Raw genomic sequence first — 19,903 nt, 5'->3', positions numbered from 1 at the left:
AAAATGATTGAAAATTTAGAATATACAAGAAATATCGGAATAGTAGCTCATATAGATGCAGGTAAAACAACTACTACAGAAAGAATATTATTTTATACAGGAGTTAATCATAAAATAGGAGAAGTCCATGATGGAGCTGCTACTATGGATTGGATGTTACAAGAACAAGAACGTGGAATTACTATTACTTCTGCAGCTACTTATTGTGAATGGAATTATAAAAATAAAAAATATAAAATAAATATTATTGATACACCCGGACATGTTGATTTTACTGTAGAAGTAGAAAGATCTTTAAGAATTTTAGATGGAATGATAGTTTTATTTAGTGCAGTTGATGGAGTAGAACCTCAATCAGAAACAGTTTGGAGACAAGCTGATAAATATTCTATTCCTAGAATAGGATTTGTAAATAAAATGGACCGTCAAGGTGCTGATTTTTTTAATGTTTGTTTACAAATTAAAAAAATGTTAGGGGCTAATTCTGTTCCATTACAAATTCCTATTGGTTCTGGAGATAATTTTATTGGGATAATAGATTTAATATCTAAAAAAGGAATTATATGGGATGATAATAATTATGGAGTAACATATAAAGAAATTCCAATTCCTAATAAAATGAAAGGGCTAGTCAATAATTATTATAATAATATAATAGAATCATTATCAGAATATGATGATATTATTATGGAAAAATTTTTATATAATTCATCTTCTATTTCTGAAGAAGAAATTATTCTTTCTTTAAGAAAGAATATAATAACAATGAAAATTATTCCTATTTTATGTGGATCATCTTTTAAAAATAAAGGCGTACAAACTATGTTAGATGCGATATGTTGTTATTTGCCATCTCCTTTAGAAGGTAAAGAGGTGATAGGAATAAATCCTATAAATAATAATAAAGAAATAAGAATTCCTAGTAAGAAAGAACCTTTTTCTGCTTTAGCTTTTAAAATTTCTACAGATCCTTTTGTTGGACGTTTAGCTTTTTTTAGAGTATATTCAGGAAAAATTTATGCGGGTTCTTATAGTTTTAATGTTCGATCTGGACATAAAGAACGTATTTCTCGGATTTATCAAATGCACGCTAATAAACAAAATCCAATTCATAAAATTGAAGCGGGAGATATAGCTGCTGTAGTAGGATTTAAAGATATTAAAACAGGAGATACTTTATGTGATGAAAAAAATCCTATTATATTAGAGAATATCTCTTTTCCAGATCCTGTGATTGGTTTAGCTATTGAACCTAAATTTAAATCTGATATAGATAAAATGAGTTTAGCATTATCTAAATTAATGGATGAAGATCCAACTTTTCAAGTACGAATAGATACTTATACTGGACAAACTATTATATCTGGTATGGGAGAACTTCATTTAGAAATTATAGTGGATCGTATGAAGAGAGAATTTCAGGTAGAAATTAATCAAGGAACTCCTCAAGTAGAATATAAAGAAGCTTTAACAAATACAGTAAAACATAGAGAAATTTATAAAAAACAAACAGGAGGAAGAGGAAAATTTGCTGAAATATTATTTATATTAGAACCAGGAAATGTAGGAAAATATGGATTAGAATTTATTAATAAAATTAAAGGAGGTAGTATTCCTAAAGAATATATTTCTTCTATAGAAAAAGGATGTAAAGAAATGATGAAAAGTGGACCTTTATCAGGATATGAAATTGATAATGCAAAAATAACTATATTAGATGGGTCTTATCATTCAGTAGATTCTGATCAATTATCTTTTGAAATAGCAGGTAAATTAGGTTTTAAAAAAGCTGCTCAAAAAACTAATCCTATATTATTAGAACCAATTATGAAATTAGAAGTAATAGTTCCAGAAACTAATATGGGAAATGTTATAGGGGATTTAAATCGTAGAAGAGGAATAATTCAAAATATGAATAATAAAAATAATATAAAAATTATTCAATCTTTAGTTCCATTATCTGAAATGTTTGGATATGTTACTATTTTACGTACACTTTCTTCTGGGAGAGGAACTTCTGTAATGGAATTTTCTCATTATGATATAGTTCCTAAAAATATTATAGATAATATTATTATTAATAATAAAATTAACAATCGTATAAATTATCAAAATAAAATAAATAAATAGGAATAAATTAATTATATGGGTCATGATATAAAAATTAAATTAAAATCTTATGATTATAATTTATTAGATAAATCTGCTGAGAGAATTGTAAAATCTGTTATTCCAACAGGAGTTATTTTAAATGGACCAATTCCATTACCTACGGAAAAAAAAATATTTACAGTTTTACGATCTCCTCATGTTAATAAAAAATCAAGAGAACAATTTTTACTTCCTACTCATAAAAGATTATTGCAAATTCATAATGCATCATCCAAAACAGTAGATGCTTTAATGAAATTGGAATTACCTAGTGGAGTAGAAGCTGAAATTAAAGTATAAAAAAATGGTTGGATTAATAGGAATAAATTGTGGAATGACAAGTATTTTTTCAAAAAATGGAAAAAATATTCCATGTACAATAATAAAAATTTATCCATGTTATATTATACAAATAAAAACTATTAAAACAGATGGATATTTTTCTGTTCAATTAGGAATAATTGATAAAAAGAAAAAACATACTTGTAAATCTTTACAAGGTCATTTTAAAAAATCTGGAGTTACTCCAAAAAAAAAATTATTAGAATTTAAAAGTAAAATTTTTTATCCTGAATTAAAATTAGGATCTATAATAAATATTAATTCATTTTTAGAAGGAGAATATGTAGATGTAAAAAGTTTTTCTAAAGGAAAAGGATTTCAAGGTGTAGTAAAAAGACATGGATTTTCAGGAGTAGGAGAAAGTAGTCATGGACAACATAATCGTTTAAGATCTCCTGGATCTATTGGCGCAGGATCAGATCCTTCTCGTGTTTTTAAAGGAAAAAAAATGGCTGGTAGAATGGGTGGAAAAAATGTTACTATTAAAAATATCAAAATTTTAAAAATAGATAGTGATAATAATTTTTTAATATTAAAAGGATCAATTCCAGGAAATAAAAAATCATATTTAATGATAAAAAAAAAATATGAAATTACAAATTTTAAATATTCAAGGAAATTTTACTAAAAAAGTAATAGAATTTAATGATTCTTTATTTTCTAAAAAAAATTATGATCATTCTATTTATTTAGAAATAAAAAGATATTTATTAGCACAAAGACAAGGTACTCATAAATCTAAAGAAAGAGGAGATATATCTGGAAGTAATAGAAAATTACATAGACAAAAAGGAACTGGAGGTTCTAGAAAAGGAAGTATTAAAAATCCTATATTTAGAGGTGGAGGTCGAATTTTTGGTCCAAAACCAAGAAATTATATAATAAAAATTAATAAAAAAACTAAGCATTTAGTAAAAAAATCAATTATAGAATATAAATTAAAAAAAAATAAAATTAAAATTATTGAAGATATTCAATTAAATAGTCCTAAAACTAAATTATTTGTAAATATTTTAAAATCATTAAAATTAATGAATAAAAAATCATTAATTGTTGTAGAAAAATTAAATAATAATTTATATTTATCATCTAGAAATTTAAAAAAAATTAAATTATTAACTATATCTGAATTGAATAGTTATTTTTTATTAAATTATTTATATATTATTTTTACTGAAAGTTCAGTAAAAATGATTCATAAATTATTTTATTAATTATGATTTTAATAAAACCTTTTATATCAGAGAAGTCTTCTAAAGAAGAAAAAAGATTTTGTTATACTTTTTCTGTTGATATTAATAATAATAAAAATCAAATAAAAAAAAGAATTAATCAAATATTTGGAGTTGATATTGAAAAAATAAGAACAATGATTTATTATAGAAAAAATAAATCTAAATTTACAAAAAAAGGTTTTTTATATGGGAAAACTAATAAATTTAAAAAAGTAATAGTTCAATTAAAAAAAAATCATAAAATTGATTTTTTTGATAAAAAAGAAATATAATGCCCATAAAAAAATTAAAACCAACAACACCTGGTCAAAGATTTAAAATTATTAATAGTTTTAATGAAATTACTAAATCATTTCCTGAAAAATGTTTTACTAAAGGAAAAATTAAATCTGGTGGTAGAAATAATTATGGCAAAAGAACTATTCGGTATTTTGGTGGTGGACATAAAAAAAAATATAGAATAATTGATTTTAAAAGAAAAAAATTTGGAATATTGGGTATTGTTAAATCTATAGAATATGATCCTAATAGATCCTCTTATATATCATTAATACATTATAAAGATGGAGAAAAAAGTTATATAATAACTATGGATGGATTTAAAGTAGGACAAGAAATTATTTCAGGAAAAAAAATACCTTTTAATATAGGAAATTCTACTTTTTTAAGTGAAATTCCATTAGGAACTAATATATCTTGTATAGAATTAATTCCTGGACAAGGAGCTAAAATAGCTAGAAGTGCAGGAGCTTATGCTCAATTATTTGCAAAAGATAAAAAATATGCTACTATTAAATTTCCTTCTGGAGAAGTTCGAATGATTTTTATTCATTGTATGGCTACTATAGGAATAGTCTCTAATATAGATCATCAATTAGAAGTATATGGAAAAGCAGGAAAAAAACGTCATTTAGGAAGGAGACCTAGAACTAGAGGTGTAGCTATGAATCCTGTTGATCATCCAATGGGTGGTGGAGAAGGAAAAGCGTCTGGAGGTATTCCTAGAAGTAGAAAAGGAATTTCATCTAAAGGATTTAGAACTCGTTCTAAAAAAAAATATTCAGATAAATATATTTTAGAAAGAAGAAAAAAATAAAATTTTTATTATTATGGCTAGATCTTTAAAAAAAGGGCCATTTGTTTTTTATAAATTATATAAAAAAGTATTAAAAAATATAAAGCATGAAAAAAAAGTTATAATTAAAACATGGTCAAGAAGATCAACAATTTTACCAGATTTTGTAGGACAAACTTTTGCAGTTCATAATGGAATAAAATTTATTAATGTGTATATTACAGAAAATATGATTGGACATAAATTAGGTGAATTTGCTCCAACTAGAAATTTTAAAGGACATGCTGGATCTAAAAAATTAAAAACAATCAAAAATTAAAAAAATTTATTTATAAATAAATGAATTATCAAGAAGATAAGATTATTAAAGTATCTGCTATTTTAAATGGAATTCGAAAATCTCCAAGAAAAATGAGGTTGATAGTTAATTTAATTAAAAATAAAAAATTATTATCTGCTTTAGATATATTAAAATATAGCAAAAAAAAACAAGTTTCTATTTTTTTAAGAAAATTACTTATTTCATCATTATTTAATTGGCGTAAAAAATGTAGTATGAATAATCTTAATTTACAAGAAGATTTTTTATATATTAAAAATATTCAAGTAAATCAAGGAAAAACTTTAAAAAGATTACGTCCTGTTCCTCAAGGAAGAGGTCATAAAATTAGAAAAAGATCAAGTAAAATTATTGTTTTTTTAGAAAATAGAAATATTAATTATGGGTCAAAAAACTAATCCAATTGTAAATCGTTTAGGAATTATTAAAGGATGGGAATCTAGTTGGTGTAATAATTATAAAGATAGAATTAAAGAAGATTTTAAAGTAAGAAGATATATTGAAGCACGTCTTCCAAAAGGGATTGTTTCTAGAATTTTTATAGAAAGAACATTAAAAGTATTAATATTAACAATTAGAACATCACGACCTGCTTTGGTTATAGGAAGAGGAGGTGATGAGGTTGATACAGTTAGAAAAGAATTAAAAAAACTAACAAAAAAAGAAGTTAAAATTAATATTTCAGAAGTTAAACGTCCTGAATTAGATGCTCCTTTAGTGGTTAAAAATTTAGTGAGACAATTAGAAAATAGAATATCTTATAAAAAATCAATAAAAATTTCTATTTTATCTGCAATGAGAATGAATGCTATAGGTATTAAAATTCAAATTTCTGGAAGATTAAATGGAGCTGAAATGGCAAGATGTGAATCTTATAAAGAGGGACGTATTTCATTGGGAACATTTCGTGCAAATGTAGATTATTATATGTCAGTAGCTCATACTATTTATGGTAGTATAGGAATTAAAGTTTGGATAATGAAAGGAGAGATATATGGAAAAAAAGAATTATTTTCTATATTTGGAGGAATACAAAAAAAACACAGAACATATAATAAAAATTCTTTTTTAAATAGGAAAAAAAAATATTAATTTTTTTTATTAGTTAGTTTTATTGATATGTTACAACCAAAGAAAACAAAATATAAAAAAAAGCAAAAAGGACGTATACGTGGAAATTCATCTAAAGGTGTTTTTTTATCAAGGGGTTTATATGGAATTAAAGCTTTAGAAGGGAAATGGATTACTTCTCAACAAATAGAAGCAGCTCGTATTGCTGCGACTAGATATATGAAAAGAGAGGGAAGATTATGGATTAATATTTTTCCTGATAAACCTGCTACTAAAAAACCACAAGAAGTTCGTATGGGTAAAGGAAAAGGGCCTGTAGAATTTTGGGTTGCTGTAGTAAAACCTGGAAGAATTATATTTGAAATAGATGGAGTAGAAATTCAAATTGCTAAAGAAGCTTTAAGATTAGCTTCTCAAAAACTTCCTATAAAAATTAAATTTGTTTTTTCCAAAGAATTGATATAATGAAAAAAGATACAACTTTAAAAAAGTTAACTATAGAAAATATTCAAGATTATTTAATAAAAAAAAAAAATTTTTATCAAAAAATAATTTTTGATCATACTTTTGGATTAAAAAAAAATCCTATAGAAATTAGATTTTTAAGAAAAAATATTGCTCAATTAAAAACAGAATTAAATATAAGAAAGAAATGATAAATGAAAAAAAAAAATTATCTATTTTTTCTTTAAAAAAAAGAAATGTTAGAAAACAAAGACAAGGAATTGTAGTTAGTAATAAAATGAAAAAAACTATAGTTGTTGTTGAGTTAAAAAAAGTAAAACATAAATATTATGGAAAAAGTATTTTAATAAAAAAAAAATATATGGTTCATGATGAAAAAAATGTTTCTAAAAAAGGTGATAAAGTAAAAATTATGGAAACACGTCCTATTAGTAAATATAAATGTTGGAGGTTAGTTTCTATTTTAGAAAAAAAAAATAATGTTACAACAAGAATCTAAATGTAGAGTATCTGATAACACTGGAGCTAAAATAGCGTTAATTATTCGTGTATTAGGTGGATCAAAAAAAAAATACGCTTCTTTAGGAGATTCTATTATTGTTACAATTAAAGAAGCTATTTCTGGTGGAAATATAATTAAAAAAGGACAAATAGCTAAAGCAATAATAATTAGAACTAAAAAAAGAATTAGAAGAATAGATGGGACTTATATTAGTTTTGATGATAATGCTTGTGTGCTTTTAAATACATCTGGAGAGATGATGGGAACTAGAGTATTTGGTCCAGTAGCTAAAGAATTAAGAGATAAAGAATATATGAAAATTATATCTTTAGCAAAAGAAGTTTTATAAAAAAAATGATTATGATTAAAAAAGGAGATTTAGTTTCTATTTTATCTGGAAATTATAAAGGAAATCAAGGAGTAGTTTTGAAAGTAATTGTTAAAAAAAAAAAAGCGATTATTCAAGGGATCAATATGATTAAAAAACATATTAAACCTAGTTCAAAACAAACTAAAGGTGGTATTATAGAAAAAGAAGCACCTATACATATAACTAATTTAAAAAAATTAAGTAATAATATAAAAAAAGTCTAAAATAGAATGATATATCAATCTAGATTAAAAAAATTATATTATGAGGTAATAATTCCTAATTTATTAAAAAAATTTAAATATACTTCTATTATGGAAGTTCCTATTTTAAAAAAAATAGTAGTACATCAAGGTATTGGAATATCTATTTTAGATAAAAAAATTTTAGATATTTCTATGAAAGAAATAACAGAAATTGTAGGACAAAAAGCTATTTTTTGTTATTCTAAACATGATGAATCTGGTTTTAAATTAAGGAAAGGAGTTCCTATTGGAGTGAAAGTAACTTTACGAAGAATTAAAATGTATGAATTTTTAGATAGATTAATTACAATTTCTTTACCTAGAGTAAGAGATTTTAATGGTGTAAAGAATAGTAGTTTTGATGGAAAAGGAAATTATAATATGGGAATAATAGAACAAATCATTTATCCTGAAATTAATATTGATAAAATTAGAAAAAATATGGGGATGAATATTACATTTGTAACTACTGCTAAGAATAATATAGAAGCGAAGAGTCTTTTATCTTATTTTGGTATTCCATTTCAAAAATAATAATATAATGGCAAAAGAATCAGTAAAAGCTAGACAAAAAAAAAGAGAAAGAATTGTTTTAAAATATGCAAAAAAAAGAAAATTTTTAAAAAATTCTAAAAATTATGAATTATTACAAAAATTACCTAGAGATGCATCTCCAGTACGTTTACGAAATAGATGTTCTATAACAGGTAGATGTAGAGGATATATGCGTAAATTTGGTATATCACGTATTATTTTTAGAAATATGGTATCTCAAGGGTTAATCCCAGGAGTTAAAAAAGCTAGTTGGTAATTTTATGAATACAGATCCTATTGCTGATTTTTTAACTAGAATTAGAAACGCTTGTTTTGCAAAACATTTGTTATTATCAATTCCATCTTCTAAATTAAAAAAAAAATTGACTTATGTTTTATTAGAAAATGGATATATTTTAGATTATAAAATAGAAAAAAAAAATAATAAAGAAATTATTAAAATAGCTTTAAAATATTACAAAAAAATATCTGTTATCCAAAAAATTATTAGAATTAGTAAACCAGGATTAAGAAAATATTCAAAGTATAAAAATATTCCTCGTGTATTAAACGGATTAGGAATAGCTATTATTTCAACTTCTAAAGGATTAATTACAGATAAAATAGCTAGAAAAAAAAAAATAGGAGGAGAAATTATATGTTTTATTTATTAAATATTTTTTATTATTATGTCTAGAATTGGGAATAAACCAATTTTTATATCTAAAAATATAGATATAAAAATTGTTAAAAATACAGTAATAATAGAAGGAAAATTAGGTATTTTAAGTCAAATTATTTCTAATAAAATAAAATTAGTATTAACTAATAATAAATTATTATTACATAGAATTAAAAATGATAAAGAATCTAAATCTTTACATGGATTATATCGTGTATTAATTAACAATATGATAGAAGGAGTTTCTGTTGGTTTTATTAAAATATTAGAATTAATAGGTATAGGATATAAAGTTTCTTTTTTTAAAAATGAAAAAATTTTAGAATTTAATTTAGGATTTTCTCATAGTATTATGATGAAAATTCCTAAAGAAATTTTAGTAGAAACTAAAATAGAAAAAGGAAAAAATCCTATTTTAATTTTAAAATCGTATGATAAACAATTGTTAGGTATTATAGCGGCGAAAATACGTTCTTTTAGAAAACCTGAACCTTATAAAGGAAAAGGAATAAGATATTTTAATGAAAAAGTTCGTAGAAAAACTGGAAAATCTGCTTAAAAAAAATAAATAAATTTTGAGAAAAATTATTGGAAATAATGATAGACCTAGAATATCTATTTTTAGAAGTAATAAAGCTATTTATGCTCAAATAATAGATGATCTTTCCGGAAAAACTTTAGTATCTATTTCTTCAAATAATAAAATTTTTAGAAATAAAAAAATTAATAAAAAAAAATTATCTTATGAAGTAGGTAAATATTTAGGAAATAAAGCTCTTGTTTTAAAAATAAAAAAATTAGTTTTTGATAAAAGAAAATATTTATATCATGGAAGAGTTAAATCATTGGCAGAAGGAATTAGAAAAATGGGTTTAGATTTTTAAAATAAAAAAAGTGGTTTTTAATAAAGAAAAAAAAATTAAATTTTTAGAATTAAAAGAACGATTAGTCGGAGTTACTAGAGTTTGTAAAGTGACTAAAGGGAGGAGATATTTTAGTTTTAGTGCTATTGTTATTAAAGGAAATGAAAAGGGAATAGTAGGATATGGTTTTGGAAAATCCAAAGAAGCTCCTGATGCTATACATAAAGCTGGAGAACAAGCAAAAAAAAATTTATGTAAAGTTTGTATATCTAATGGAACGATTCCTCATGAACAAGAGGCAAAATATGGAGGAGCACATATTCTTATTAGACCGGCATCGGAAGGTACTGGAATTATTGCAGGAGGGGCATTGAGGGCAGTTTTAGAAACTGTAGGATTACGAAATGTTTTATCTAAATCAAAAGGATCTTCTAATCCTCATAATATTATTAAAGCAACTATTAAAGCATTAAGTATTATGAGAGATGTTTATATAATTTCAAAACAAAGAGGGGTTTCAATTCAAAAAATATTAAATGGATAAATAAAATATTAAATTTTATGAAATTAAATTTTTTAATTCCTAAAAAAGGATCAAAAAAAAAAAAATTAAGATTAGGAAGAGGACAAGGATCTGGAAAAGGAGGGACTTGTGGTAGAGGACATAAAGGAGCTAAATCCCGTTCTGGATATTCTAAAAAATTTGGATTTGAAGGAGGACAAATGCCTATTCAAAGACGATTACCTAAATTTGGATTTAAAAATATAAAAAAAAAAATATATAAAGTAATTAATTTAGATCTTATACAAGATTTAATAAATAAAGGAAAATTTTTAAATACAAAAATTATTGATAAAAAAGTTTTTTTAAATCAAAATTTAATTAAAAAAAAAGATTTAATTAAAATTTTAGCTGGTAAAGGAAAATTTAAATCTTCTTTAAAGATTGAAGCATCTAAATTTAGTAAAAAAGCTATTTTTTATATAGAAAAATTTGGTGGGAAAGCTTTATGTAAATAAAAATTATGATGTCTAATGTGTTAATTAAATTTTATAATATTTGGAATGCAAAAGAATTACGAAAAAAAATTTTAATTACTTTAAGCTTTTTATTAATATATCGTTTTGGTGCATATATTCCATTGCCTGGAATTAATCCTGTAGGAATTAGTGATTTTATGGAAAATATTAATTCAGGATCTAAAGGATTAATGCAAATTCTTTCTTCTTTCACAGGAGGGGCTTTTAATCGTGCTTCTATTTTAGCATTAGGAGTAATGCCTTATATATCAGGATCTATTATTATGCAATTAATGTGTATTGTTATTCCTTCATTACAAAGATTACAAAAAGATGGAGAAAGCGGAAAAAGACAAATTAATTTTCTTATTAGATGGTTAACTATTGGAATATGTTTAATACAGGCTCCTATATATTTAATTTCTTTAACAAAACAATTTATTCCTTTTTCTACTTATTCTTCTACATATTTATTAAATATAAATACTATTTTTGGAAAAACTTTATTTTGGGTTATTGGAATTTTTATATTAACATCTGGAACTTTATTTACTATATGGTTAGGAGAAAAAATTACTAATGAAGGAATAGGAAATGGAATTTCTTTAATAATTATGTCTGGAATCATAGCTCGTTTTCCAGATGCTATTGTTAAGGAAATATTAAATAGATTAAAAATTGGAAATGGAGGTTTAATGATTTTATTAATTGAAATATTATTATGGTTTTTAGTAATTTTTTTTTCTATTTTAATTATTCAAGCTATTAGAAAAATTCCAATTCAATATGTATCACATTATAAAAATTTAGGATTAAATTATTTTCATCATAAAAAACATCAATATATTCCTTTAAAAATGACAGCAGCTGGAGTGATGCCTATTATTTTTTCTCAAGCTATTATGTTATTTCCATTGACTTTTTATAATTATATTCACAATGAAAAAATAAAAAAAATTTTTAATCTTTTTCAAGATATTTATGGATTATGGTATAATTTATTATTTTCTATATTAGTAATAATTTTTACTTTTTTTTATACAGCAATTACTATTCCTAGTAATCAAATTTCTGATGATTTAAAAAGAAATGGAGGACATATTCCAAAAATTAAACCAGGAAGAGAAACTGTAGAATATATAGATTCTATTTTATCTAAAATTACACTTCCTGGAGCTATCTTATTAGCTATAATTGCGATACTTCCTTCTATAGTTTTTCGTATTGGAATTACTCAAAATTTTTCTTTATTTTTTGGAGGAACATCTTTATTAATTATAGTAGGAGTAATATTAGATATAATCCAACAAATTAATATTTATTTATTAAATAATTATTATGATGATTTAATGATTATAAAAAAAAATCGTAATAATAGATATTATATACATAAATAATGAATTTATATATTTATATTTGTTATAGTTTTTATATTATTTTTTTTTAGTATATGGCTAAACAAAAACACATAGAAATTGATGGAATTATTATAGAATCTTCTCCTAATGCAATGTTTAGAGTTAAATTAGAAAATGGATGTATAGTAAAAGCTCATATATCTGGTAAAATGAGAATGCATTATATAAAAATATTACCTGGAGATAAGGTAAGATTAGAAATGTCTTCTTATGATTTACAAAGAGGTAGAATTACTTATAGATATTAATTAAAATATTTTTTTATGAAAGTTAGAACTTCTTTAAAAAAAAGAACTAAGGATTGTAAAATAATTAATAGAAAAGGTTGTTTACGTATTATTAATAAAAAAAATCCTAGATTTAAACAAAAACAAGGTTAATTAATAATGGGAACTCGTATATCTGGAATAGATATTCCTAAAAATAAAAGAGGAATTATTGGACTTACTTGTTTATATGGAATAAATAAAAGTCTTGCTAAAAAAATTTTAAAAAAAGTTGGAATTGACGAAAATATTAAAGTAATTAATTGGTCAGATGAAGATATTAGTAATATCCGAAAATATATATCTAAAAATATTAAAATAGAAGGGGAATTAAAATCTGAAATACAATTAAATATTAAAAATTTAATGGATATTGGATGTTATAGAGGAACTAGACATAGAAAACATTTACCTTTAAGAGGGCAAAAAACAAAAAATAATTGTAGAACTAGAAAAGGAAAGAAAAAAACTGTAGCAAATAAGAAAAAAGTTACTAAATAAAATTTTTTGAAAAAAAATGGGAAAATTATTATCAAAAAAAAAAAAATCAGTAATAGTTGATATTTTTGGTATAGCTCATATTAAATCTACTTTTAATAACATAATTATAACATTAACAAATAAAAAAGGAGATGTAATTGCATGGTCATCTGCTGGCAAAATGAATTTTAAAGGATCTAAAAAAAATACTCATTATGCAGCTCAAATAGCTGCAGAAAATGTAGCAAAAATAGGGTTAAATGCTGGAATAAAAAAAATAGAAGTAAAAGTAAAAGGACCTGGAGCAGGAAGAGATGCAGCTATACGAGCATTAAGTAATTCTGGAATTGTAGTAACTTTAATAAAAGATATAACACCATTACCTCATAATGGATGTCGTCCTCCGAAAAGAAGAAGAGTTTAATATTATTGAATTTATTATGGCAAAATATATAGGACCAAAAACAAAAATATCTAGAAAATTTGGAGAATCTTTATATGGTACAGATAAATATTTTGAAAGAAAAAAATATCCATCTGGACAACATGGAAATAATCGTCGTAGAGGAAAACGTTCAGAATATTTTATCCAATTAGCAGAAAAACAAAAAGCAAAATATCTTTATGGAATATTAGAACGTTCATTTAAAAGATTATTTTTAGAATCAGCAAAAAAAAAAGGAATTACTGGAGAATTATTATTACAAGCATGTGAATCACGTTTAGATAATATTGTTTTTAGATTAAAATTTGCACCATCTAGATCTTCTGCACGTCAAATAGTTTCTCATAAACATATTATGGTAAATAATCAAGTGGTTAATATTCCTTCTTTTAGATTAAAACCTGGAGATATAATAGGAATAAAAGAAAAATCTAAAAAACATCCAGTAATTTTAGAATCTATAAAAAATAATAAAATAGGGAAATTAGTAGAATGGTTGATTTTAAATGAAGAGAAAATGTTGGGAACATTTATAATGATACCTAAAAGATCACAAATTCCTGAAAATATTAAAGAACAATTAATTGTAGAATTATATTCAAAATAAGAAATAATCAATATGTTTATTTTAGATTTTGTAAAACCAGAAAAAGTTATTATATCTGAATGTTCAGATTTTAAAGGTATTTTTCATTTAAAACCTTTAGAACCTGGATATGGTATTACATTAGGAAATTCATTAAGAAGAGTACTTTTAAGTTCATTAAAAGGTTTTGCAATTACTTCTATTAGAATCAAAGGTGTAAAATATGAATTTTCTACTATTAATGGAGTAGTAGAAGATGTTACTGAAATGATTTTAAATTTTAAAAAAATTCGTCTAAAACGAAAAATTAATGGAATTAAAAAAGAAATAGTAAATGCATATATAAATAATGATCAAGAAAAAATAACAGGAAGTATTTTGAATAAATATATTTCTAATTTTAGAATTTTAAATAAAGATTTAATTTTATGTCATAAAGATAAATCTATTCCATTGGAAATAAGTTTTACGATAGAAGAGGGAAGAGGGTATGTTCCTGCGGAAGAAAATAAAAAAAATAATGATAATTTTATTGGATCTATTCCAATAGATTCTATTTATACACCTATTAAAAATGTTAAATATACAATAGAAAATTGTCGTATTGGTCAAAAAACAGATTTTGAAAATCTTTCATTAGAAATCAAAACAGATGGATCCATTAATCCTAAAAAAGCTTTAATGGAAGCATCTAATATTTTAATACAATATTTTTCTATTTTTACTTATGAAAAAATAGGAAAAAAAGAAAAAGAAAATATTTATAAAAAAAAAAAATATGATGAAGAATATTTACGTATGAAAACGTTATTAAAATCTAAATTAAATGATATGGATTTATCTGTTAGAACAAAAAATTGTTTAAAATCTGCTTCTATAAAATATATATATGATTTAGTTAATAGTAATCGAAATACTATATTAAAAATGAGAAATTTTGGAAAAAAATCATTAGAAGAATTAGAAAATAAAATGAAAAAAAAGGGATTATCATTTGGCATGGATATTAGACATTTTAAATTAAATAAAGAATAGATTTTATAAATAATGAATCATAGAAAAAAAAAAAAATTTTTAGGTAAAAAATATGGATATAAAAAATCTATTCTTTCTAACATGTCTTCTTCTTTAATTAAAAAGAAAAAAATATTTACTACTATTTCTAAAGCTAAAGCTTTAAAAAGATATATAGAGCCTATTATTACTAAATCTAAAATAAATACAACTTCTTCTAGAAGAAATATATTTACTTTTTTAAGAGATAAAATAGCAGTTAATGAATTGTTTCAAAAATCTTTTAATAAAGTTCGTGAACGTTATGGTGGTTATACTAGAATTATAAAAATAGGATTTCGTATTGGAGATATGTCAAGAGTATCTCTTATTGAATTTGTAGATTTTAATAAAATGTATAATTCTAAAATAAAGAAAAAAATTATTAGACGTAGTCATAAAAAAAAAAAAATGAATAATAATTTTTTAAAAAAAAGAGAAGAGAATGAGTAAAATTAAAAATATTAAGGCTAGACAAATATTAGATTCTAGAGGTATTCCTACTATAGAAGTAGATATATTAACTCAAAATAATGTATTAGGACGTGCATCAATTCCTTCTGGAGCTTCTAAGGGGGAAAATGAAGCATTTGAATTAAGAGATGAAAATTTAAATTTATTTTTTGGAAAAGGAGTTACTAAAGCAGTTAATAATGTAAATAATATTATTGCTCCTGAATTAATAGGAATTTCAGTAATGGATCAAATGCATATTGATCAATTAATGTTAGATTTAGATGGAACTAAAAATAAAAAAAGATTAGGAGCTAATTCTATTTTAGGTATTTCATTAGCGGTGACAAAAGCTGCGTCTAAAGAATTAAATATTCCTTTATATAAATATTTGGGAGGAATACATACTTATGTTTTACCAGTTCCTTTAATTAATATTATAAATGGAGGTAAACATTCAGACGCTCCTATCGCTTTTCAAGAGTTTATGATAATACCTATTGGTGCAAATACTTTTTTAGAAGCTATTGAAATGGGATATAATGTTTTTTATCAATTAAAAAATATTTTATTAAAAAAAGGATTATCTACTAATGTAGGTGATGAGGGTGGGTTTTCTTCTAATTTTAATGGTATTGAAGATGTGTTAGATAATATATTAGAAGCTATTCATAAAGCTCATTATGAACCTTATGATCAAATAGGAATAGCATTAGATTGTGCTGCTTCTGAATTTTATAAAAATAATCAATATGATTATTCTTTTTTTGAAAAACACAATTGTAATAAATCGAAAGAAGAGCATATTAAATATTTAACTTACTTAACCAAATGTTATCCAATTGTATCTATTGAAGATGGAATGGATCAAAATGATTGGGAAGGCTGGACTTTATTAACTAAAGAATTAGGAAATAAAATTCAATTAGTCGGTGATGATTTATTTGTTACTCAAATAAATAAATTAAAAAAAGGAGTTCAAAAAGGAATTGCTAATTCTATTATTATAAAAGCTAATCAAGTAGGAACATTAACTGAAACAATAAAAACTATAAATTTTGCTAAAAAAAATGGATATAAAAATATTATATCTCATCGTTCTGGAGATACAGAAGATACTTTTATAGCAGATTTATCTGTAGCTTTTAATATTGAACAAATTAAAACAGGAAGTATTTGTCGTTCTGAACGAACTTCAAAATATAATCAATTATTACGTATTGAAGATTTTTTAGGAAAAAATTCTTATTATCCAGGATGGAATTTAAAATAAACTAAAAAAATCAATGATAATTTTAATTTTTATCATTGGATATTTATTTATCATTATTGAAAATTTTATTAAATTAAACAAATTTATTCCATCATTAATTATGGCCTCTATTTGTTGGGGCTTAATTATTTTTTTTAAAATTCCTGTTTTTGAATTAGATAAAAACATTATTCAATTTCAAAATTCTTATAATTTATTATTATTTCATTTAGGAAAAGCATCTGAAATTATTTTTTTTCTTATTGGAGCAATGTCTATAATTTCTATTATGGATATGTATTCTAGTTTTGAATCTTTAATTAATTTATTTACTGTAAGTACTAAACGTAAATTTTTATGGATTATAAATATAATATCTTTTACATTATCTGCTGTAATAGATAATTTAACAGCGACTATCGTCGTTATTACTATTTTAAAAAAAATAATTAGAAATTATAAAGAACGTTTATATTATATAGGTTTAATTCTTATCTCTGCTAATGCAGGAGGAGTATGGTCTCCAATTGGAGATATAACTACTACAATGTTATGGATTTCCAATAAAGTAACCACCATAAATCTTATAAAAAAAATATTAATTCCATCTATTTTATGTATGTGTATTTCTACTTATATTGGATCAAAAATGTCTATTTTTAATGGAAAAATTAAAATAAAAAAAAGTAATTTATCAAAATTAGAACTTAGAAAAGGATTTTTTTTATTACAAATAGGATTATTTTTTATGTTGTTAGTTCCTATTATGAAAACATTAATTGGAATACCTCCATATATGGGAATGATGTTGTCTTTTAGTATTTTTTGTTTAATTACTAATATTTTTTTTAAAAAATCTTTTTTTATAGAAAAAATTTTTAAAAAAATAGATTTTTCTAGTATTTTATTTTTTTTAGGTATTTTACTATCTATTTCTTCTTTAGAAGTTATAGGGAAATTATATTATTTATCTAATTTAATTATTCATATGGTTTCTACATGGAAAATAACTACTTTTATATTAGGATTAATTTCTTCTTTTATAGATAATGTTCCTTTAGTAGCTGCAACTATAGCAATGTTTTCTTATTCTATTGATCATGAATTTTGGCACTTTATAGCATATGTATCTGGTACAGGAGGAAGTATTTTTATTATAGGATCTTCTTCCGGAATAGCAGCAATGGGAATGGAAAAAATAGATTTTTTTTGGTATTTAAAAAAAATAAGTTTTGTAGCTTTTATAGGTTATTTATTTGGTTATTTATACTTAATAATTTTTTAATTTATTTAATTAATATTTTAAAAATATCAACTACTATATATATGAATTCTAAAATAAATTGGTTAGTAATCAAAAAATATGAAGACATTTTATTTTTATTTTGCAAAGGAATTGCTAAAATAGTAATTAATAGACCTAATTGTCATAATGCTTTTCGTGTAGAAACAGTAAAAGAAATGATAAATGCTATCAATATATGTTATGAACGAAAAGATATTGATGTATTAATTATTACTGGAGCTGGAAAACAATCTTTTTGTTCTGGTGGTGATCAAAGAACTAGAGGTAGAGGTGGATATTTAGGAAAAGATGGTATTTCTAGATTAAATATTTTAGATTTTTATAAAAAAATAAGAGAAATTCCTAAACCAGTTATTGCTATGGTAAATGGTTATGCTGTAGGAGGGGGGCATGTATTACATGTAGTTTGTGATTTAACAATAGCTTCTCATAATTCTATTTTTAGTCAAGTAGGACCAAAAGTAGGATCTTTTGATGGGGGATTTGGATCTATATATTTAGCTCGTCATATTGGACAAAAAAAAACTAGAGAAATGTGGTTTTTATGTAAAAAATATACTGCAGATGAAGCATTAAAAATGGGATTAATTAATAAAGTTGTTCCTTTAAAAGAATTAGAAAAAATTACTATAAAATGGTGTCAAATTATTCAAAAAAAAAGTGCTATGGCATTAAGAATGATTAAACGTTGTTTAAATGCAGAATTAGATGGACAACATGGATTAATGCAATTAGCAGGAGATGCTACTTTAATGTTTTATTTGATGGAAGAATCTATAGAAGGAAATAAAGCTTTTTTAGAAAAAAGAAATCCAAATTTTAAAAAATTTTCAAAATTTTTATGAATATAAAATATTGGTTGTATGCAATACGTTTATATACTTTATTTTTATCATTTTCTGGAATAACTTTAAGTTTTTTAATTGCTAAATCTCAAGGGAAAGAGGATTATATAATTTATATATTAAGTCTTATTACAGCTTTATTATTACAAATATTAGCAAATCTTTCGAATGATTATGGGGATAGTGTAAAAGAAGTAGATAATACAAAAAGAATAGGTCCATTGAGAATGGTTCAAAGTGGATATATATCAAAATATAAAATGAAAAAAGTTATAAAAATATTTTCTTTTTTATCTTTTTTTTTTGGTATTATATTATTATTAAAATCTTTTGATTTAAAAAATAATATATATTTTTTTTTATTTTATTTTTTTGGAATTTTAATTTGTATATATAGTTCTATTAATTATACAATTGGGTTTTATCCATATGGATATTTAGGATTTGGTGATTTATTAGTTTTTATTTTTTTTGGAATTATATCTGTAGAAGGTAGTTATTTTTTATATACTCATATTTTTTCTTTAGATGTATTTATTTTATCTTTATCTATAGGATTATTAAATATTTCTGTTTTAAATATTAATAATATGAGAGATATAGAAAGTGATTTTAAAAATAGAAAATATACAATAGCTGGGATTTTAGGAATTAAAAATGCAAAATTATACCATTTTTGTACTATTTTAGTTTCTATTTTTTTAGGAATTAAATTTATAATATTAAATTATCATAATATTTATCAATTTTTTTTATTTATATTAAATATTCCTTTTTTTATACAACATTTGAATGAAATTTTTTTTCAAAAAAAAATAAAAAATTTTAATTTTTTATTAAAAAAATTAATTTTTATTATTTTTTTATACTCTATGAGTATAGGATTTGGTTGTATTTTATAAAA

The 19,903-nt window shown here is 22.8% G+C and carries 33 protein-coding genes; all 33 read left to right on the top strand.

Annotated features, from left to right (window positions below; genetic code table 11):
- Window positions 1-3 precede the first annotated feature (3 nt).
- Genes fusA through menA form a run of 33 tightly spaced genes read left to right on the top strand, consistent with a single transcriptional unit; the run spans window position 4 to window position 19,901 of the window.
- The gene (fusA, locus tag H0H56_RS01945) at window positions 4-2,130 is read left to right on the top strand and encodes an elongation factor G (RefSeq protein WP_185873676.1); all 2,127 of its coding nucleotides are present in this window, start codon (window positions 4-6) and stop codon (window positions 2,128-2,130) included.
- A gap of 15 nt (window positions 2,131-2,145) precedes the next feature.
- Window positions 2,146-2,451 (top strand): 30S ribosomal protein S10, encoded by a 306-nt coding sequence (gene rpsJ, locus H0H56_RS01940; protein WP_185873675.1) that lies wholly within the window; start codon window positions 2,146-2,148, stop codon window positions 2,449-2,451.
- 4 nt (window positions 2,452-2,455) lie between these two features.
- Window positions 2,456-3,121: a 50S ribosomal protein L3 gene (gene rplC, locus H0H56_RS01935; RefSeq protein WP_185873674.1), complete on the top strand. Its 666-nt coding sequence runs from the start codon at window positions 2,456-2,458 to the stop codon at window positions 3,119-3,121.
- Entirely contained in the window at window positions 3,081-3,707 is a 627-nt protein-coding gene (gene rplD / locus H0H56_RS01930; RefSeq protein ID WP_185873673.1) for a 50S ribosomal protein L4, read from the top strand. The genes rplC and rplD overlap by 41 nt, the downstream gene beginning before the upstream one ends.
- Before the next feature lie 2 nt (window positions 3,708-3,709).
- A complete protein-coding gene (locus H0H56_RS01925) occupies window positions 3,710-4,000 on the top strand; it encodes a 50S ribosomal protein L23 (RefSeq protein WP_185873672.1) in 291 nt (96 codons plus the stop codon).
- Window positions 4,000-4,824, top strand: a complete 825-nt coding sequence (gene rplB / locus H0H56_RS01920) for a 50S ribosomal protein L2 (protein ID WP_185873671.1) — start codon at window positions 4,000-4,002, stop codon at window positions 4,822-4,824. The genes H0H56_RS01925 and rplB overlap by 1 nt, the downstream gene beginning before the upstream one ends.
- Before the next feature lie 13 nt (window positions 4,825-4,837).
- Window positions 4,838-5,122, top strand: coding sequence for a 30S ribosomal protein S19 (gene rpsS, locus H0H56_RS01915; RefSeq protein WP_185873670.1), 285 nt, complete (start codon window positions 4,838-4,840; stop codon window positions 5,120-5,122).
- 20 nt (window positions 5,123-5,142) lie between these two features.
- Window positions 5,143-5,541, top strand: a complete 399-nt coding sequence (locus tag H0H56_RS01910; RefSeq protein WP_185873669.1) for a large ribosomal subunit protein uL22 — start codon at window positions 5,143-5,145, stop codon at window positions 5,539-5,541.
- The gene (rpsC, locus tag H0H56_RS01905; RefSeq protein WP_185873668.1) at window positions 5,525-6,235 is read left to right on the top strand and encodes a 30S ribosomal protein S3; all 711 of its coding nucleotides are present in this window, start codon (window positions 5,525-5,527) and stop codon (window positions 6,233-6,235) included. Before H0H56_RS01910 ends, rpsC begins: the two co-directional genes overlap by 17 nt.
- 27 nt (window positions 6,236-6,262) lie before the next feature.
- Window positions 6,263-6,679 carry a 50S ribosomal protein L16 gene (rplP, locus tag H0H56_RS01900; RefSeq protein WP_185873667.1) on the top strand — a complete coding sequence of 139 codons (417 nt, stop codon included), beginning with the start codon at window positions 6,263-6,265 and terminating at the stop codon, window positions 6,677-6,679.
- Entirely contained in the window at window positions 6,679-6,870 is a 192-nt protein-coding gene (gene rpmC / locus H0H56_RS01895) for a 50S ribosomal protein L29 (RefSeq protein ID WP_185873666.1), read from the top strand. Before rplP ends, rpmC begins: the two co-directional genes overlap by 1 nt.
- Window positions 6,867-7,178, top strand: coding sequence for a 30S ribosomal protein S17 (rpsQ, locus tag H0H56_RS01890; protein ID WP_185873665.1), 312 nt, complete (start codon window positions 6,867-6,869; stop codon window positions 7,176-7,178). The genes rpmC and rpsQ overlap by 4 nt, the downstream gene beginning before the upstream one ends.
- Window positions 7,159-7,530, top strand: coding sequence for a 50S ribosomal protein L14 (gene rplN, locus H0H56_RS01885; protein WP_185873664.1), 372 nt, complete (start codon window positions 7,159-7,161; stop codon window positions 7,528-7,530). The genes rpsQ and rplN overlap by 20 nt, the downstream gene beginning before the upstream one ends.
- An 11-nt stretch (window positions 7,531-7,541) precedes the next feature.
- Entirely contained in the window at window positions 7,542-7,775 is a 234-nt protein-coding gene (gene rplX, locus H0H56_RS01880; protein ID WP_185873663.1) for a 50S ribosomal protein L24, read from the top strand.
- 6 nt (window positions 7,776-7,781) lie between these two features.
- Window positions 7,782-8,330, top strand: coding sequence for a 50S ribosomal protein L5 (gene rplE / locus H0H56_RS01875; protein ID WP_185873662.1), 549 nt, complete (start codon window positions 7,782-7,784; stop codon window positions 8,328-8,330).
- Window positions 8,331-8,337: 7 nt separating this feature from the next.
- On the top strand, window positions 8,338-8,607 hold the full coding sequence (gene rpsN / locus H0H56_RS01870) for a 30S ribosomal protein S14 (protein WP_185873661.1): 270 nt from the start codon (window positions 8,338-8,340) through the stop codon (window positions 8,605-8,607).
- Between the two features lie 4 nt (window positions 8,608-8,611).
- Complete coding sequence (gene rpsH / locus H0H56_RS01865) at window positions 8,612-9,004, top strand: 30S ribosomal protein S8 (RefSeq protein WP_185873660.1); 393 nt, start codon at window positions 8,612-8,614, stop codon at window positions 9,002-9,004.
- A gap of 15 nt (window positions 9,005-9,019) precedes the next feature.
- Complete coding sequence (gene rplF / locus H0H56_RS01860; RefSeq protein WP_185873659.1) at window positions 9,020-9,571, top strand: 50S ribosomal protein L6; 552 nt, start codon at window positions 9,020-9,022, stop codon at window positions 9,569-9,571.
- A 13-nt stretch (window positions 9,572-9,584) separates the two neighbouring features.
- Window positions 9,585-9,896: a 50S ribosomal protein L18 gene (gene rplR / locus H0H56_RS01855; protein ID WP_238858491.1), complete on the top strand. Its 312-nt coding sequence runs from the start codon at window positions 9,585-9,587 to the stop codon at window positions 9,894-9,896.
- A 10-nt stretch (window positions 9,897-9,906) separates the two neighbouring features.
- On the top strand, window positions 9,907-10,419 hold the full coding sequence (gene rpsE, locus H0H56_RS01850) for a 30S ribosomal protein S5 (protein ID WP_185873658.1): 513 nt from the start codon (window positions 9,907-9,909) through the stop codon (window positions 10,417-10,419).
- Between the two features lie 17 nt (window positions 10,420-10,436).
- Window positions 10,437-10,895, top strand: coding sequence for a 50S ribosomal protein L15 (gene rplO, locus H0H56_RS01845; RefSeq protein ID WP_185873657.1), 459 nt, complete (start codon window positions 10,437-10,439; stop codon window positions 10,893-10,895).
- An 8-nt stretch (window positions 10,896-10,903) separates the two neighbouring features.
- A complete protein-coding gene (gene secY, locus H0H56_RS01840) occupies window positions 10,904-12,292 on the top strand; it encodes a preprotein translocase subunit SecY (RefSeq protein ID WP_185873656.1) in 1,389 nt (462 codons plus the stop codon).
- Window positions 12,293-12,345: 53 nt separating this feature from the next.
- Window positions 12,346-12,561 carry a translation initiation factor IF-1 gene (gene infA, locus H0H56_RS01835; protein ID WP_185873655.1) on the top strand — a complete coding sequence of 72 codons (216 nt, stop codon included), beginning with the start codon at window positions 12,346-12,348 and terminating at the stop codon, window positions 12,559-12,561.
- 15 nt (window positions 12,562-12,576) lie between these two features.
- Window positions 12,577-12,693 carry a 50S ribosomal protein L36 gene (gene rpmJ, locus H0H56_RS01830; RefSeq protein ID WP_185873654.1) on the top strand — a complete coding sequence of 39 codons (117 nt, stop codon included), beginning with the start codon at window positions 12,577-12,579 and terminating at the stop codon, window positions 12,691-12,693.
- Between the two features lie 6 nt (window positions 12,694-12,699).
- On the top strand, window positions 12,700-13,080 hold the full coding sequence (gene rpsM / locus H0H56_RS01825) for a 30S ribosomal protein S13 (protein ID WP_185873653.1): 381 nt from the start codon (window positions 12,700-12,702) through the stop codon (window positions 13,078-13,080).
- 16 nt (window positions 13,081-13,096) lie between these two features.
- Window positions 13,097-13,483 carry a 30S ribosomal protein S11 gene (gene rpsK / locus H0H56_RS01820; RefSeq protein ID WP_185873652.1) on the top strand — a complete coding sequence of 129 codons (387 nt, stop codon included), beginning with the start codon at window positions 13,097-13,099 and terminating at the stop codon, window positions 13,481-13,483.
- Window positions 13,484-13,499: 16 nt separating this feature from the next.
- Entirely contained in the window at window positions 13,500-14,111 is a 612-nt protein-coding gene (rpsD, locus tag H0H56_RS01815) for a 30S ribosomal protein S4 (protein WP_185874118.1), read from the top strand.
- 12 nt (window positions 14,112-14,123) lie between these two features.
- Window positions 14,124-15,125, top strand: coding sequence for a DNA-directed RNA polymerase subunit alpha (locus H0H56_RS01810; protein ID WP_185873651.1), 1,002 nt, complete (start codon window positions 14,124-14,126; stop codon window positions 15,123-15,125).
- A gap of 12 nt (window positions 15,126-15,137) precedes the next feature.
- Window positions 15,138-15,596 (top strand): 50S ribosomal protein L17, encoded by a 459-nt coding sequence (gene rplQ, locus H0H56_RS01805; RefSeq protein ID WP_185873650.1) that lies wholly within the window; start codon window positions 15,138-15,140, stop codon window positions 15,594-15,596.
- Complete coding sequence (gene eno / locus H0H56_RS01800; protein ID WP_185873649.1) at window positions 15,589-16,869, top strand: phosphopyruvate hydratase; 1,281 nt, start codon at window positions 15,589-15,591, stop codon at window positions 16,867-16,869. Before rplQ ends, eno begins: the two co-directional genes overlap by 8 nt.
- Window positions 16,870-16,882: 13 nt before the next feature.
- Complete coding sequence (locus H0H56_RS01795) at window positions 16,883-18,133, top strand: SLC13 family permease (RefSeq protein ID WP_185873648.1); 1,251 nt, start codon at window positions 16,883-16,885, stop codon at window positions 18,131-18,133.
- A gap of 41 nt (window positions 18,134-18,174) precedes the next feature.
- Entirely contained in the window at window positions 18,175-18,999 is an 825-nt protein-coding gene (gene menB / locus H0H56_RS01790) for a 1,4-dihydroxy-2-naphthoyl-CoA synthase (RefSeq protein ID WP_185873647.1), read from the top strand.
- On the top strand, window positions 18,996-19,901 hold the full coding sequence (gene menA, locus H0H56_RS01785) for a 1,4-dihydroxy-2-naphthoate octaprenyltransferase (protein WP_185873646.1): 906 nt from the start codon (window positions 18,996-18,998) through the stop codon (window positions 19,899-19,901). The genes menB and menA overlap by 4 nt, the downstream gene beginning before the upstream one ends.
- Window positions 19,902-19,903 lie beyond the last annotated feature (2 nt).

The sequence above is a fragment of the Blattabacterium cuenoti genome, from assembly GCF_014252455.1.
Lineage (GTDB): Bacteria > Bacteroidota > Bacteroidia > Flavobacteriales > Blattabacteriaceae > Blattabacterium > Blattabacterium cuenoti_R.
This window is presented reverse-complemented; position numbering and strand designations above follow the sequence as displayed.